General features: G+C 68.1%; 16 protein-coding genes. 7 read left to right on the forward strand and 9 right to left on the reverse strand.

The window, feature by feature from the left end; translation table 11 throughout:
- Both ACXDF8_RS22515 and ACXDF8_RS22520 read left to right on the forward strand, forming a co-directional pair.
- Positions 1-1,097 (forward strand): cytochrome P450 (locus tag ACXDF8_RS22515; protein ID WP_457225499.1); only part of this gene is annotated, 1,097 nt, incomplete at its 5' end.
- 350 nt (positions 1,098-1,447) lie between these two features.
- Complete coding sequence (locus tag ACXDF8_RS22520) at positions 1,448-2,191, forward strand: aspartate/glutamate racemase family protein (protein ID WP_457225500.1); 744 nt, start codon at positions 1,448-1,450, stop codon at positions 2,189-2,191.
- Here ACXDF8_RS22520 and mftG read toward each other — a convergent pair.
- The 7 genes from mftG to mftA form a co-directional block, all read right to left on the reverse strand.
- The gene (mftG, locus tag ACXDF8_RS22525; RefSeq protein ID WP_457225501.1) at positions 2,114-3,550 is read right to left on the reverse strand and encodes a mycofactocin dehydrogenase MftG; all 1,437 of its coding nucleotides are present in this window, start codon (positions 3,548-3,550) and stop codon (positions 2,114-2,116) included. The genes ACXDF8_RS22520 and mftG overlap by 78 nt on opposite strands.
- A gap of 4 nt (positions 3,551-3,554) precedes the next feature.
- Positions 3,555-4,967: a mycofactocin biosynthesis glycosyltransferase MftF gene (gene mftF, locus ACXDF8_RS22530; protein WP_457225502.1), complete on the reverse strand. Its 1,413-nt coding sequence runs from the start codon at positions 4,965-4,967 to the stop codon at positions 3,555-3,557.
- A complete protein-coding gene (gene mftE / locus ACXDF8_RS22535; protein ID WP_457225503.1) occupies positions 4,964-5,707 on the reverse strand; it encodes a mycofactocin biosynthesis peptidyl-dipeptidase MftE in 744 nt (247 codons plus the stop codon). Before mftE ends, mftF begins: the two co-directional genes overlap by 4 nt.
- Positions 5,708-5,833: 126 nt before the next feature.
- Complete coding sequence (gene mftD / locus ACXDF8_RS22540) at positions 5,834-7,027, reverse strand: pre-mycofactocin synthase MftD (RefSeq protein ID WP_457225504.1); 1,194 nt, start codon at positions 7,025-7,027, stop codon at positions 5,834-5,836.
- Between the two features lie 3 nt (positions 7,028-7,030).
- Positions 7,031-8,200 carry a mycofactocin radical SAM maturase gene (gene mftC, locus ACXDF8_RS22545; protein WP_457225505.1) on the reverse strand — a complete coding sequence of 390 codons (1,170 nt, stop codon included), beginning with the start codon at positions 8,198-8,200 and terminating at the stop codon, positions 7,031-7,033.
- Positions 8,197-8,511, reverse strand: a complete 315-nt coding sequence (gene mftB, locus ACXDF8_RS22550) for a mycofactocin biosynthesis chaperone MftB (RefSeq protein ID WP_457225506.1) — start codon at positions 8,509-8,511, stop codon at positions 8,197-8,199. Before mftB ends, mftC begins: the two co-directional genes overlap by 4 nt.
- Positions 8,512-8,513: 2 nt before the next feature.
- On the reverse strand, positions 8,514-8,609 hold the full coding sequence (gene mftA / locus ACXDF8_RS22555; RefSeq protein WP_457225507.1) for a mycofactocin precursor MftA: 96 nt from the start codon (positions 8,607-8,609) through the stop codon (positions 8,514-8,516).
- Positions 8,610-8,699: 90 nt separating this feature from the next.
- Between mftA and mftR the strand changes: the two genes are divergently transcribed.
- The gene (gene mftR / locus ACXDF8_RS22560) at positions 8,700-9,317 is read left to right on the forward strand and encodes a mycofactocin system transcriptional regulator MftR (protein WP_457225508.1); all 618 of its coding nucleotides are present in this window, start codon (positions 8,700-8,702) and stop codon (positions 9,315-9,317) included.
- A gap of 44 nt (positions 9,318-9,361) precedes the next feature.
- Here mftR and ACXDF8_RS22565 read toward each other — a convergent pair whose 3' ends face one another.
- Positions 9,362-10,549, reverse strand: coding sequence for an NAD(P)/FAD-dependent oxidoreductase (locus ACXDF8_RS22565; RefSeq protein ID WP_457225509.1), 1,188 nt, complete (start codon positions 10,547-10,549; stop codon positions 9,362-9,364).
- A gap of 66 nt (positions 10,550-10,615) precedes the next feature.
- Positions 10,616-11,062, reverse strand: coding sequence for an Rv2324 family transcriptional regulator (locus tag ACXDF8_RS22570; RefSeq protein ID WP_457225510.1), 447 nt, complete (start codon positions 11,060-11,062; stop codon positions 10,616-10,618).
- A gap of 123 nt (positions 11,063-11,185) precedes the next feature.
- Between ACXDF8_RS22570 and ddaH the strand changes: the two genes are divergently transcribed.
- From ddaH to ACXDF8_RS22590, 4 genes are read left to right on the forward strand one after another with little or no spacing between them, the layout of a single operon-like run.
- Positions 11,186-12,031: a dimethylargininase gene (ddaH, locus tag ACXDF8_RS22575; RefSeq protein WP_457225511.1), complete on the forward strand. Its 846-nt coding sequence runs from the start codon at positions 11,186-11,188 to the stop codon at positions 12,029-12,031.
- Positions 12,028-13,251, forward strand: coding sequence for an ornithine--oxo-acid transaminase (gene rocD / locus ACXDF8_RS22580; RefSeq protein ID WP_457225512.1), 1,224 nt, complete (start codon positions 12,028-12,030; stop codon positions 13,249-13,251). Before ddaH ends, rocD begins: the two co-directional genes overlap by 4 nt.
- A 42-nt stretch (positions 13,252-13,293) precedes the next feature.
- The gene (locus ACXDF8_RS22585; RefSeq protein WP_457225513.1) at positions 13,294-14,787 is read left to right on the forward strand and encodes an amino acid permease; all 1,494 of its coding nucleotides are present in this window, start codon (positions 13,294-13,296) and stop codon (positions 14,785-14,787) included.
- Positions 14,784-15,665 carry a universal stress protein gene (locus ACXDF8_RS22590; protein ID WP_457225514.1) on the forward strand — a complete coding sequence of 294 codons (882 nt, stop codon included), beginning with the start codon at positions 14,784-14,786 and terminating at the stop codon, positions 15,663-15,665. The genes ACXDF8_RS22585 and ACXDF8_RS22590 overlap by 4 nt, the downstream gene beginning before the upstream one ends.
- The last annotated feature ends 5 nt before the right edge of the window (positions 15,666-15,670 follow it).

Below are 15,670 nucleotides of genomic sequence, written 5' to 3' on the forward strand. Positions count from 1 at the left end.
TCACCAAGCACGCCGACGTGATGGCCATCGAGCGGCAGAATGACCTGTTCACCAACGCTCCCCGCCCGTTGCTCATGGAGACGGAGCTCGACGCGAAGCTGCTTGCCGACCGCGAAGCGGGGATCGGTCTGAGCACCCTGATCCACATCGACGATCCGCACCATCGCGACTTACGCAAGATCGGCGCCGACTGGTTCCGCCCGAAAGCCATGCGCGCCTTGAAAACCCGGTGCGACGAGCTGGCGAAGATGTACGTCGACCAGATGGTCGAACGCGGCCCGGAGCTGGACTTCGCCCAGGAGATCGCGGTCAACTACCCGCTGTATGTGATCCTGTCGCTGCTGGGTCTGCCTGAGTCGGACTTCCCCCGCATGCTCAAGCTGACCCAGGAGATGTTCGGCGGCGAGGACAGCGAATTCCAGCGCGGCAACACCACCGAGGACATGCTCGCGGTGTTGCTCGACTTCTTCAACTACTTCGCCGCGTTGACCGCGTCTCGCCGCGAAACACCCACCGAGGACCTGGCTTCGGCGATCGCCAACGCGACCATCGACGGTGCGCCGCTGTCGGATATGGACACCGCCTCCTACTACGTGATCGTGGCCAGCGCCGGACACGACACCACCAGCGCCGGCATCGCCGGCGGACTGCTGGAGCTGCTGCGCAATCCCGGTGAGCTGGCGCGGTTGCAGAACGACATGAGCCTGATGGGCACCGCCGTCGAAGAGATGATCCGCTGCGTGGTGCCCGTCAAGGAGTTCATGCGCACCGCTCAGGCCGACACCGAGGTCCGCGGCGTGCCGATCGCCAAGGGCGAATCGGTACTGCTGTCCTACGTTTCGGCCAACCGCGACGAGGACGTGTTCGACGATCCGATGCGTTTCGACGTGGGCCGTGACCCCAACAAGCACCTGTCATTCGGCTACGGGGTGCACTTCTGCCTCGGTGCAGCGCTCGCGCGCATGGAGATGCACAGCTTCTTCACCGAGCTGGTCCCGCGGATCACGTCGATCGAACTCACCGGCGACCCGCAACTGATGGCCACCACCTTCGTCGGAGGCCTCAAACGCCTGCCGATCCGGTACTCGCTGAAGTGATCTCGGCGGCCGCCGTGCGGTGGACGGCCAGGAAGCCATCCACCGCGGCGCGGGCGCAGTCGCGGTAGTCGAAGTCAGCCAATGTGCTGATCCGCCCTGCCACCAGCGGGCCTATCAACAGCCCTGGCCGAACTCGGCGAGGTGGACCGCGCCCAGGCCATCATGCTGGGCCGCGGATCGCTGCGTCGGTCCGCCATGGCGCACCTCCTTTTGCGCGCTTCTGCGCGCAGGTCCCGGTTCGGGTTGCGTCACCGGCAGTTTCGTTCGTGTCGACTCCACAGGGTACCGATTCGTCTCGGCGGCGTTGCTCATCCGGCGGATGGCCGGCCCCCGGCACTAGACTCACACCCGTGCGGCTGCTGTTCGTCAACCCCAACACCACAGCGACCATGACGGCCGCCATCGCCGCGGCCGCCGCCAGCTGCGCGGACCCGGCAACGGTGGTCGAAGCCGTCAATCCACCGCGGGGGCCCGCCAGCATCGAGAACGACGACGACGAACGTCTTTGTGTACCTGGACTTCTCGCGGAAATCACGACAGCGTCGAATCGGTCTGCCGCACACCGGCCGGACGCCTACGTGATTGCCTGCTTCGGCGATCCCGGTTTGATTGAGGCTCGACGGTTGGTCGGCACCCCCGTGCTCGGGATCGCGCAGGCGGCGATGCACGCCGCCGCTCTGCTCGCCGGCCGGTATTCCGTCGTCACCTCGATGGCGGCCACCATACCGAGGGCGTGGGAGCTTGCCCGCGCCTACACCACCGACGCGTGTGCGGGGGTGTATGCCTGCGACATACCGGTGTTACGGATCGACGACGACGCCAGTTTCGGTCCGATCGCGGCGCTGTGTGAACGGGCACTGGCCACCGACGACAGCGGGGCGGTGGTGCTGGGTTGCGCGGCGATGGCCCGCTTCGCCCAACCGCTGCGGGAGCGGCTGGGTGTCGCGGTGATCGACGGCGTGCAGGCAGCCACCCGGCTGGCCGAGGCGTTGGTGCCCCTGGGCGGAGCTGTTCGCTCAGCGAACGAATTCTGCCGCGCGATGCCCGAGCATGGCGATCGTGGCGTGCGGTCCGCGGCTGGTGATTCGGGGTAGCACCGATCCGTCGACCACCCACAGACCGTCGATTCCCCGCACTCGGCAGCGCAGGTCGACAACGGCGGCGTCGTCGCCGTCGGCACCCATCGGCGCGCTGCCGCAGAGGTGCTGCGAAGTCGACCACAGCGGTTCGCCGAGCTGCGTGCTCCCGCCGAGCATCTCCGTTGCCATCCGGAGCCCGCTTCGCAGGTCGCTGACGTCGTCGGGCTCACTGTCGTAACGATGCTCGATCAGCGGTGGCACCGCCGGGTCCGCCGAGGCCAGTGTCACCCGACCGCGCGCCCGTGGCTGCATGAGTGCCACACCGAGGTGCGGCCAGTCCGGCCGCCCAGTTGTACCGTCCCCGACCATGGCGATGAAACCGCCTGTATAGGGCCTGATCTCGAGCCCCTCGGCCACCAGAACCACCTCCAGAACCGGGCGCGAAGCAGCGACGGCCCACGTGGTGGGCACCACCCACTCCGGATGATCAGAGGTCCGCCGGCCCACCGGAAGGTCGACGAGCGTCCTCACCCCCGCGCCCTGCAGCACCGAGGCGGGGCCGATACCGGAGAGCATCAGCAGATGCGCCGAACCGATGGCACCGGCCGAGAGCACCACACGGTCGGCCGTGATCGTCACCGGTCCAGCCGGCCCGATTGCCTCGACGCCGACCGCTCTGGAGCCACGCGACAGCACCCGCAGCACCCGGGTCCGCGACTGCACGGTGAGGTTGGGCCGGGTCATCGCCGGCTCCAGGAACGCCGCCCCCGGGCCGGTGCGCACCCCGGCGACGATGTTCAACGGTACTGCCCCGACTCCCGGTGGAGCATTCGCACCCGATGGCTCGGCGTTGAGATCGGGCAGCCAGCGCAGCCCCGCTGATCTGGCAGCGTCGATGAATGCCGCTGTGCTGCCGGCGAACTCACCGGTACGGCCGATGACGATCGCGCCACCGTCGGCCCGGTCGGGAAAGTCGAGGTCGGTCTGGATGGCCCGGTAGTGCGCCAGTACGTCCAGCCAAGCCCAGCCCTCGAGGCCCAAGTTGTCGAAGTCGGCGGGCAGCGCACGACAGAAGTAGCCGCCGTTGACCGCACCCGAGCCGCCGACGGTCGCGCCGCGTACGAGGTCGGCGGGTCGGTCGGGGTCCTCGGTCAACCGGGTGCGGAAGCGCGCCACCAAAGGGCTGGCCGCGCCGATCGGCAACTGCAGGCCGTTGCGGGTCAGCGCGGCCACGCCTGGCTCACCCGTCCCGAGACCGGCCTCCACAACAGTGACCCGACAGCTGGAGTCGGCACTGAGGCGTTCGGCGAGCACAGAGCCGGCACTGCCGGCTCCCACGACCAGTACGTCGCTGTGCGGGATGTCGTCGACCACCGGGTCAGGTTTTGATCTGCGGTCTGAGCGGCCGCAGCGTACGTTCCCGGACCACACCGGTCCAGAGGCCAGCACCGTAGGCGAGGTCGTCGAGCCGTTTGAGAAGCAGGTACGCCAGAAGACCGATCGGCTTGCCTTCGGCGTCGGCGTTGCGACTGCGGCTGATCCAGTCCTGCACCCCGTCGAGCACCGCCGCGACCAGCACCGCCTGGCGACACCGTCGTGAGACCAGAGCCGCGACCAGCGCCAGCGGCCAGTAGTGGCGGCACACCGCGGCCGAAAGTTGCAGTGGCGCCGCACCGATCCCACGCAGTGCCAGGATGGCCACGTCGACGAGCCCGGCGTCGGTGTTCTGCATTGCCTTGGCGGTGCGGCGGGTGGTGACTCCGGCGACCACCAACGAGGCCACGTACCCCGACACCGAACCCAGCGCCAGCAACAGCCAGACCACCAGGCTCCACGCCGAGATGACCATCGGCGCTGTCTTGTCGGGGTGCCGGATCGACAGCGGCGCCGCCGAGCTGCCATAGAAGGCCTTGCGGCCCAGCCATTCTCGCATCTGCGTACGGTGTTCGTGGGCGACCAGCGCGATGGGTTCGTAGCGCAGCCGCGACCCGGACTCGATGAGCCGCCAGCACAGGTCGACGTCCTCACCGGCGGGTAGCGTCTCGTCGAAGCCGCCCAATTCGTGCAGTGCCGACCGCCGGCAGATGATGGCGGCGCTGGGCACGTAGGACACCGGACCATAGGGCACCACCGGCGCCTCCCGCTCGCCGAGATCCAGGGACGAGCGCACCGCTTCGTAGCGCGCGACCAGTTGATCGCTGTGGCCCAGCCCGACGATCCGGGGGGCGACCAGCGCCACCGCCGGATCGCAAAAGTGACCGAGCAGCGCTTCCAGCCACCCCCGCCGCGGCACCACATCGGAATCCAGGAACGCCACGAAGTCCGTCGTGCATGCGTTGAGTCCGGTGTTTCGGGCGGCGGCCGGGCCCCTGCTGCGCGGATGCCGAAGCACCTCGATATCGCACCGGGCGCCGGTGAAGTCATCCTGCTGTACCGCAGTCGCCGAGCCGTCGTCGACGACGATCACCCGCATCCCGCGCAGCGACATCACCAGGCGATAGAGCCCAAAGGGGTTGTCCCGGACCGGGATTACGACGGTGACGTCACGATGCGAGGGTCCACCGGCAGGGCGCGGATGCGCGACGGTCGCGTCGAGCAGGGCACGGGCAAGCTGTGCGCTCACCGCGTCCCGGACCTCAAGGCGACCGCCATCGAGCAAAGTCTGGGCCGCCGGCGCGAGCCGCAGCAGTCGGGTCGGTGACCCACCGAGCAACGCCGAGCCGGCGCCCAGAGTGCGGACCCGGCGGTCGACCTGCACGGCGAATCCGTCGGGCAACCGAGGCTGGGTCATGCGAGCATCCCGTCGGCACCGGGCTGCCAGCGGCCCACCCGTCGCGAACAGTCGGCAACCATCTGTTCGAAGATCCGGGCCCCATCCACCGCAGTCGCCGTCGTCGGATCACCCAACACGCCCACCTCACTTACCGCAGCCACCCCGCCGCGACGCATCTGCGGCAAAAGGGTAGCCAGTGGCGCCTGATTCCCGCTACACCAGGCGTCGGTATCGACGGCCGACGGCGAAATATGCAGCAATAACGACGTTTCCGTATGCCCGGCGTGGGCATCCCCGCCATCGGCCAGACACGGGCACCAGGCGGCGTCGCGGCCTTCGACCCGCAACAGGCGCACCGCCGATCGCAGCGCTTCGACGTTGCCGCCGTGGCCGTTGACGAAGACGATCCGCCCGGCCCAGTCGCACGCCGAGCGGCCGTACTCGACCAGCACGGTGGTCAGCACCTCGGTGCCGATGGAGATCGTGCCAGGGAAACCCTGATGCTCACCGGAGGCGCCGTAGGCGATGGCGGGCGCGAGCAGGTACTCATCCCGATCGAATCCGTTGAGGCCCTCGGTGGCAGCGCGGGCCACCGCCGTCGCGATCCGGGTGTCGGTGTCCAGCGGAAGGTGCGGGCCGTGCTGCTCGGTGGATCCGAGCGGGATCAAGATCGTCGGCGCGGTATCGCGGAGTTGTCTCGACGTCGAGTCGCCCAACTCACTCCGGAAAGCCACGCGCCGATGGTAGGCCGAATTCACCTGTCGTGCGCCAATTGTTCGAGGAGTAGACGCAATTCTTTCGCTTCCGGGCGGAACCGGCCCGTCCGCCGGGTTTACCGACGTCCCGTCAGTCACGCCAGCACCACAACCGCACTTACCTCGGGGTCAGAGCGCGCCGTCCCTCGGCACTCCCAGCGCCCGCACGAAGCCGTCCGGAACCAGGATGTCCTCGGCCGTCAGATCGTGCACCGACGCCTTGCCGAGCCCCCGCAGAGCCGAGTCGATGCCGCCGGTGAGGATGTCCAGCACGTTCTCCACACCCGTCTGCCCAGCGGCCGCGAGGCCCCACAGGTAGGCCCGGCCGATCATCACAGCCCGGGCGCCGAGCGCCAGCGCCTTGACTACGTCGCTGCCGCGGCGAACACCGCCATCCAGCAACACCTCGATCTGATCACCCACCGCGGACGCGATCACCGGCAGCGCTCGGATCGACGCCGGCGTCCCGTCGAGGTTGTTGCCGCCGTGATTGGACACCGAGATCGCCGAAACACCGGCATCGACAGCGCGTTTGGCGTCATCAACCCGCATGACACCCTTGAGCATGAACGGTCCGCCCCACAGCTCACGCAGCCAGGCGATGTCGTCCCAGGTCGGCGGGGGCGTACCCATCCACTGGCCGTAGGCGTCGAAGAACGCCGGGCCGGCTTCGCCCTTGCCAGCCTGATTCGGCACCGACAGCGTCGGCGGCCGCATAGTCTTGGCCCACTCGTAGAACCAGCGCGGCTTGGTCAGGACCTCGGGGCTCATCTTGAGCATGGTCTTGAGGTCCATCTTCTCCGGAATTTTCGGGCTCCCCCAGTCCCGCCCGTGGCTGAAGCTCCAGTCCGTCGTGACGATGAGCCCGACGGCACCGGCAGCGCGGGCCCGCTCGGCGCGCGCGGCGATGGCGTCCCGGTCACCCAACCAGTAGATCTGGAAGAACGTCTTGGGGTTTGCCGCGACCACCTCTTCGACGGGCTTGCTGGCAAACGACGACAGCCCCATCGCGGTGCCGCGGGCCGCCGCGGCTCGAGCCACGGCCACCTCCCCGTCGGGGTGCACCGCTTGCACCCCGGTCGGCGAGATGACGACCGGCAGCGAAATGTCCTGCCCCATCACCGTGGTTGCCATATCCCGCTTTTCAAGGGCGCCGATGACGTGGGGCGCGAAGCCGAGCTCGTTGAAGGCCTCGTTGTTGCCGTTGACGGTGAGGCCCTTCTCGCTACCACCGACGAGGGCACCGTAGGCGGACTTGGGAAGGCGCTTCTTGGCGCGCTGCTGCGCGATGGCGACGGTTTCGAACCAGGTGTCGCGTGTCATGAACTAGACCGGACTTTCGTTGCAGGGTTTGGCTGGGGGCCGGGTGGACAGGGTCAGCATGATCGGCTTACCGCGAGAATGGTCGGCGCTGGGGCGCGGCTTGTCCCGCTCCGTGGCCAGGGCCGGTGCGCCGTAGCCTTCGACGCACTCCGGGTCGGGGCCATCCAGGGGCAGACCGGTGAAGAACTTGGCGGCCATGCAACCACCCCGGCAGGCGTCGTAGTGTCCGCAGCTGCCGCACGCACCGGCCGACTGCGGCTCGCGCAGCTCGCGGAACAATGGCGCGTTCTTCCAGACGTTATCAAAGCCGTTATCCGACACAATATTTCCGGCCAGGAACCGGTCGTGAATCGCGAACGGGCAGGCGTAGACATCGCCGACGGGGTCGATCAGACACACCACGCGGCCCGCCCCGCACATGTTCAGCCCGGCCAGCGCGCCGGGCGCGCCCAGCCCGGCGAGGTGGAAGAACGAGTCACCGGTGAGCACCCGTTCCCCCTTCGCCACCAACCACTCGTAGAGGGTCACCTGCTGTTCGGGGGTGGGATGCAGTTCGTCCCAGACGTCGGCGCCGCGGCCCGAGGGACGTAGCCGGGTGATGCGCAGGGTGGCGCCGTACCGGTCGGCCAGCGCCTTGAACTCGTCGAGCTGGTCGACGTTGTGGCGGGTGACGACCACCGAGATCTTCGCGTCGGTGAACCCGGCAGCGGCCAGGTTCTCCAGCGCGCGGGTCGCCATCACGAACGAGCCTTCGCCACGCACCGCGTCGTTGACCTCGGCGGTGGCACCGTCGAGCGAGATCTGCACGTCGACGTAGTCGCTGGCCGCCAGCCGGGCCGCCACCTCCGGGGTGATCCGCACGCCATTGGTGGAGAACTTCACGCCGACGTGGTGGGCGGTCGCATAGTCGACCAGTTCCCAGAAGTCCGGTCGCACAGTGGGTTCGCCGCCGCCGATGTTCACATAGAACACCTGCATGCGCTCGAGCTCGTCGATGATGCCCATGCACTGCGCCGTGGAGAGCTCGCGGGGATCACGCTTGCCCGACGAGGACAGGCAGTGCACGCAGGCCAGATTGCAGGCGTAGGTCAGTTCCCAGGTCAGGCAGATCGGGGCGTCGAGGCCACTCTCGAACTGCTCGATCAACCGGGGTACCGGTGCCACCGAAGTCATTGGGATTCCTTGCAGATCAGCATGTTCGAGGTCACCAGCACGGCCAGTGCGTGCAGGTAGGGCGCCTCGTCGGATTCGTCGACGCCTGCGGCGCGCAGGGCCGAGCGCGCGTCGGGGTGTTCGGGCAGCGAATTCACCACCGCCAGGATCGTGCGGTTCTTCAGAAACGACAGCTTGCGGGTTCCGAAGTGGTAGAGCAGCGCGCCGAAGGGTTCCGGACGCACCGCCACCTGCGGGTGCAGACGCCAGCTGAGGGCCGGGTCGAAAGCCGACCCGGCCACAGCCGGATCGCCCACTGCGTGGGCGGGCACGGTCAGTAGACCCCGCACATCCCGTCGATGGAGACCTCTTCGACCAAGGTCTCGGTCACCATTTCGGTCTCGTTCTCGGTTGCCTGGCTCGGCTCCATGAAATGCACCCTTTCGTCACCTGGGTTCTCGACAATTGTGATCGAGATCGCAAGAATATGGCATCGGGTGCCGAAACGGAAGAGGGATTGATGGCGAATGCTCCGGCCGGTGTTCCGACGGCACGGGTGGGCCGGCGCCGGTCCACCACCCAGGACCACATCGCTGACGTCGCGCTCGACTTGTTCGGCACCTATGGCTTCGGATCGGTCAGCGTCGACGACGTCGCGCAGGCCTCCGGGATCGCCCGACGCACGCTGTTCCGCTACTACTCCTCGAAGAACGCGATCCCGTGGGGAGATTTCGACTCCCATCTGCAGCACTTCCACCGGTTGCTCGAGGGTGCGGCGCCCGGCACTGCGGTCAGCACGGCATTGCGGGCAGCATTGTTGGCGTTCAACACCTTTGACGAATCCGAGACCGAGCGGCATCGGCAACGGATGCGGGTGATCCTGCAGACGCCCGAGCTGCAGGCCTACTCGATGACCATGTACGCCGGCTGGCGCGGGGTGGTGGCGGAGTTCGTCGCGGCGCGAACCGGCGCAACACCCACCGACCTGATCCCCCAGTCGGTGGCCTGGCTGATGCTCGGCGTCGCGTTGTCAGCCTACGAGTACTGGCTGGCGCACGAGTCGGTGTCGCTGCCGCAGGCGCTCGGTGACGCCTTCGACGCCGTGGCGCACGGACTCGACGGCCTGGACGCCCGCTAAGCCGGTCACGCCGACACCGGCGATCCCCCGGTCGCTGGGATCGCTCAGGACTCGGGGAGCACCTCGGCGATGGGTGCACCGTTGGCGATCTTGGCCCGGCTCTTCATGACCTTGCCCGGCATGCCGCCCCCGACCACGCCGGCGACGATGCCGTCGCGCTCGTAGAAGGCCAGGAACTTGCGGCCGTCATCCTCGACGATGTGCACGATATCGGTGGCCTCCGGCTCACCGAGGCACTGGATCTTGACGTCGTACTGATCGCTCCAGAAGTAGGGCACGACAATCACCGACGGCGGCTCCTGCCCCAGCATGGTCGGCACAATCACCCGGGCCTGCTCGGCGACATTGCTCCAATGCTCCACCCGCGCTTGGTGACCCGTCGCGTCGCGCCAGGAGGCCGCATCCCCGAGCGCCCACACGTGGGCGACGCTGGTGCGGCCGGCCTCGTCGCAGACCACCCCGTTGTCGACGGCCACCCCGCTGCCTGCCAGCCAATCGGTGGCCGGCCGCGAACCGATGCCGACCACCACCAGATCGGCAACCAGCTCGCTGCCGTCGGAAAGCACCACAGCGCTCACCTTGCCGTCGGCGCCGCGGACTTCGGCAACGCCGACCCCGGTGCGCACGTCGACGCCTTCGGCTCGGTGCAGCCGGGCGACCAGGCTGCCGACCTGCTCCCCCAGGACCGCGGCCAACGGGGCGGGCTGCGGCTCCACCAGCACGACGTCGACCCCGAGCTTGCGCAGGCTGGCGGCCACCTCGCAACCGATGAAGCCGGCACCGATGATCACCGCATGCCGTGCCGAGGCCGCGTGCGCACGCAACGCCAGCGCCTCGTCGAGGTTGCGCAGCACCCGGATGCCCTCGAGGTCGGGGAAGGACGGAATCCGCTTGGGCACCAGACCGGTCGCGATGACCAGCTCGTCATAACCCAGCACCGAGCCGTCGGCGAGAGTGACCGTCTGCGCCGCGGTGTCCAGCGACGTCGCGGCACTGCCGAGGCGCAGCGTGATGTCGTTGTCGGCGTAGAACTCGGCCGGCTTCAGCGTGACGTCGTCGAGGTCGGCGTGCAACACGTCCTTGGACAGCGGCGGCCGGTCGTAGGGCAGATGCGCCTCGTCACTGACGATGGTGACGCGTCCGGCGTACTCCGACTTCCGCAGCTGCTCGGCAGTGCGGGTGGCGGCCAGGCCACCGCCGACGATGAGAATCCCGTTATCGCTCGTACTCACGAGGTGTTCTTACACGATGGCCGGCCCGACGTGGCGTCCAGCCCACCCTGAGAGCACCGCACGGAGTTAGGACGGTGAGCGGTCGATCAGGTTCGACAGCACCACGATGCTCTCGCTGCGCTCGATGTCTGCGCTGGCCCTAATCCGCTCCAGGGCTGCCTCGAGGTGTCGCATGTCGCGCGCGAGCACGTGCAGAATCGCGTCCGAGGTGCCGGTGACGGTGGCGGCGCTGATCACCTCGGGGATGTCGATCCAGGCCTGCCGCAACTGATCCGGCGCGATGGTCCCATGGCAGTAGACCTGGACGTAGGCCTCGGTATTCCAGCCGAGTGCACTGCGGTCGATCACGGTGGTGAAGCCGCGGATGACACCGCTGTCGAGCATGCGATCGACCCGCCGCTTGACCGCGGGCGCCGACAGATTCACCTTCGCCCCGATCTCGGCGAACGTGGCGCGGGCGTGCTCGGCGAGCTCGGCGAGGATGCGTTCATCGGTGTGGTCCAACCGGTCCACTGGCCGCCCCCTTCAGATCGACGCAACAGATCGACACGCTGCCGACTCTGACGCAAGAATTCGAGTATAGACACGCAATAAGTGGCGATTGCTTGCGTCCGGGGGTGCCCATATCGTTGATTCATGACGTTATCGCCCGATATCGCCGCCCAGTCCAGCAGCACTCCACGCCGACAACGGCTCCGCCACTACGCCATGACAGCGCCGACGTTCTTCACCGTCGAGTATGCGATCAACCCGTGGATGGACACCGCGACGCCGGTCGACACCGATCTGGCCCTCGCGCAGTGGGAGAACCTGCGCGACACCTATCGGCGCCTCGGCCACACGGTGGATCTCGTCGATCCGGTTCCCGGCCTGCCCGACATGGTCTACACCGCCAACGCCGGATTGATCATCAACGGCACCGCGATCGTCGCGCGGTTCAAGCATGCCGAGCGCCACGGCGAGTCCGCCGCCTACGCCACCTGGATGGACCAGCACGGCCACCGGCCGATCGCCACCCGTCACGTCAACGAGGGCCAGGGCGATCTGCTCGTCGTGGGCGCGATGATCCTCGCGGGCACCGGCTTTCGCACCCACCCGCACGCCCACGACGAGGTCGCCGCGATCACCGGGCTGCCAGTGGTGTCATTGGAACTCGTCGACCCCCGCTTCTACCATCTCGACACAGCGCTCACCGTGCTCGACGACACCACGATCGCCTACTACCCGCCGGCCTTCACCGATTCCGCGCGCGCCCGGCTGACCGAGTTGTTCCCCGACGCCATCGAAGTGGCAAGCACAGACGCCTACGTCCTGGGTCTCAACGCGGTCTCCGACGGTAAGCACGTGGTGCATCCCGCCGCGGCCCACGGCTTCGCCGAGCAGCTGCACCGCTGCGGTTTCGACCCGATCGGCGTCGACCTGTCCGAGTTGCTCAAGGGCGGCGGCTCGGTGAAATGTTGTACGCTGGAGGTCTTTTCATGACGCTCGCGCATAGCACCACCGGGGCTACCGCAAGCGCCATCGCACTTGACGACACCTACCTGGCCCACAATTACTCGCCGCTTCCGATCGTCGCCGCCAGCGCCCGCGGGGCGTGGATCACCGATGTCGAGGGCCGCCGCTACCTGGACTGCCTGGCCGCCTACTCGGCGGTCAACTTCGGCCACCACAACGACGAGATCATCGCCACCGCCCACCGCCAGCTCGATTCGCTGACCCTGGTCAGCCGGGCGTTCCACTCCGATCGGCTCGGCCCGTTCGCCGCCGCGCTGGCCACGCTGTGCGGCAAGGACATGGTCTTGCCCATGAACAGCGGCGCCGAGGCGGTCGAGAGCGGGATCAAAGTCGCCCGCAAATGGGGCGCCGACGTCAAGGGCGTCAGCGACGGGATGGCCAACATCATCGTGGCTGACAACAACTTCCACGGCCGCACGATCAGCATCGTCAGCTTCTCCTCCGACCCCTCCGCACGCGGCGGGTTCGGTCCCTTCACACCGGGATTCCGCTCGGTGCCCTTCGGCGACGCCGACGCCGTTGCCGCCGCGATCGACGAGCACACCGTCGCGGTGCTCGTCGAGCCGATCCAGGGCGAAGCCGGGATCATCGTTCCGCCCGACGACTATCTACCCCGGGTCCGCGCGCTGTGCACCGACCACAACGTTCTGCTGATCGCCGACGAGATCCAGTCCGGCCTGGCCCGCACCGGACACACTTTCGCCTGCGACCACTGGGGGGTGGTGCCCGACATCTACCTGCTGGGCAAGGCCCTCGGCGGCGGCGTGGTGCCGTTGTCGGCGGTGGTCGCCGACCGGGATGTCCTGGGCGTGCTCAACCCGGGCGAACACGGGTCGACGTTCGGTGGCAACCCGCTCGCCGCCGCCATCGGCACGACGGTTGTCGAGATTCTTCGCCGCGGCGAATTCCAGTCCCGCTCAGCTGAACTCGGCCTGCACCTGCATGCCCGGCTGCGCTCGCTGATCGGCCAGGGTGTGCTGGCGGTGCGCGGGATGGGACTGTGGGCCGGCGTCGACATCGACGCGCGCCTTGGCACCGGCAAGGAGCTGAGCAAGGCGCTGGCGCGGCACGGCGTCCTGGTCAAGGACACCCATGGTTCGACGTTGCGGTTCGCCCCGCCGCTGGTGATCACCGTCGAGGAGATCGACTGGGCTGTTGACCAGTTCGCGAGCGTGCTGACCCGGTGAGGCCCATAATCGGCTAAATCTCGCCCGACCCGGGAGGCGCACATGACAGCCCCGCCAATCAATCTGACCGAGCAGATGCTGCGTCGGCGGCCCACCCTCGGCGCCCCGGTGGCACATGGCGCCTCCGATCATCTCAAGCGCACCATCGGCACGTTCCAGCTGACGATGTTCGGCGTCGGGGCCACGGTGGGCACCGGCATCTTCTTCGTGCTCTCCGAGGCCGTCCCGGAGGCCGGACCCGGCGTCATCCTCTCGTTCGTGATCGCCGGCATCGCGGCGGGCCTGGCGGCGATCTGTTACGCCGAACTGGCTTCGGCGGTACCGGTGTCGGGCTCGACGTACTCCTACGCCTACACCACCCTGGGCGAGGTGGTCGCCATGGGCGTGGCGGCCTGCCTGTTGCTCGAGTACGGCGTGTCGACGGCCGCGGTGGCCGTCGGCTGGAGCCAGTACGTCAACAAGTTGCTCGACAACTTCTTCGGGCACCATCTGCCCCAAGCTATTTCGGCCGCGCCCTGGGACAGCAGCCCCGGGATGGTGAACCTACCCGCCGTGGTCCTGGTGGTGCTGTGCGCCCTACTGCTTATTCGGGGCGCCAGCGAGTCGGCGACCGTCAACACCGTCATGGTGCTGATCAAGCTCGGTGTTCTGGTGATGTTCGCCGTGATCGCGTCCACCGCCTTCGACCTGGATCGCTTCGCCGACTTCGCCCCGCTGGGCGCCGCCGGAATCGGCTCGGCCGCCGGCACGATCTTCTTCTCCTACATCGGTCTGGACGCCGTCTCCACCGCCGGCGACGAAGTGAAGGACCCCCAAAAGACCATGCCGCGGGCCATTCTCGCCGCACTGCTCACCGTCACGGCGGTCTACATCCTGGTCACCGTGGCCGCCCTCGGCGCGCAGAACTGGACCGATTTCGAAGGCCAGGAGGCCGGCCTGGCCACCATCCTGGATTACGTCACCGGCGCTCACTACTGGGGCACCGTGCTGGCCGCGGGTGCGGTCATCTCGATCTTCTCGGTGACGCTGGTGACGCTCTACGGCCAGACCCGGATCCTGTTCGCCATGGGCCGCGACGGACTGCTGCCCCCGATGTTCGCCAAAGTCAGCCCCCGCAGCATGACTCCGGTGAACAACACCGTCATCGTCGCGGTCGTGGTCGGCATCCTGGCCGGGATCGTCCCGCTGAACTACCTGGCCGACATGGTGTCGATCGGCACCCTGGTCGCCTTCATCGTAGTCTCGGTGGGCGTGGTGCTCCTGCGTGTGCGTGAACCCGATCTGCCCCGCGGGTTCCGCGTGCCCGGCTATCCCGTCACGCCCGTGCTCTCGGTGCTGGCCTGTGGCTACATCCTGTTCAGTCTGCACTGGTACACCTGGATTGCCTTTTCCGGCTGGGTCGCCGTCGTGCTGGTGTTCTACTTCGTCTGGGGCCGCCACCACAGTGCGCTCAACGGCGGCGGCAGCGTGATCGCCGGTGCCGCACCGGGAATCGAGGACGTCGAGGTGGTCACTCCGCCACGGGACGCGTCATGACCGTGGTCGTCGGCTACCTGGCCGGTAAGAGCGGGACGGCTCCGCTGCACCTGGCCGTCGGCGCCGCACGCACGCTGGGCACCTCACTAACGGTGGCGACCGTGGTCCCCAAGCCGTGGACCACCCCGTCCCCGGCGCGCATCGACGCCGAGTACGCCGCCTGGGCCGACCAGCTGGCCGCCGATTCCGCCAAAGAGGCGCAGCGCTACCTGACCGGCCTGTCCGACGGCCTCACGATCGCCTATCACAGCCACGCCCACCGCTCGGTCTCCGGCGGACTCGTCGAGGTGGTCGGAGAACTCGAGACCAAGCTCCTGGTGCTGGGCTCCTCCGCCAATGGCCAGCTCGGACAGGTGGTGGTCGGATCCACCGCCGACCGATTGCTGCACTCATCGCCGGTTCCGGTCGCGGTCGCCCCACGCGGCTACCGCGGCTCGCGAGGCGGCCGGCTCACCCGGATCACCTGCGCCTACCCCGGCACACCCGAGGCACTGCCCGTGGTCAGCCGGGTCTCGGAGTTCGCGACTCAGTTCGGGCTGCCGCTGCGGGTAATCACCTTCGCGGTGCGCGGGCGCACCATGTACCCGCCGGAAGTCGGCCTGCATGCCGAGGATTCGATTCTGGCCGCGTGGGAGACCCAAGCCAGGCAGATGCTCGCCCAACTGCGCCGCGACGGCGTGGTCGACGACGACGCCGTGCTTCAGGTGGTCAGCGGCAACGGCTGGGATCAGGCGCTCGACGCCGCCGAGTGGCAGGACGGCGAAGTTCTGGCGCTGGGCACCTCACCTCGGGGCGATGTCGCCCGGGTCTTCCTCGGGTCGCGAGGGTCGAAGATCATGCGGCACAGCCCCGTTCCGGTACTGGTGCTGCCGGGGTAGGTCCG

It is taken from the genome of Mycolicibacterium sp. CBM1, assembly GCF_054073305.1.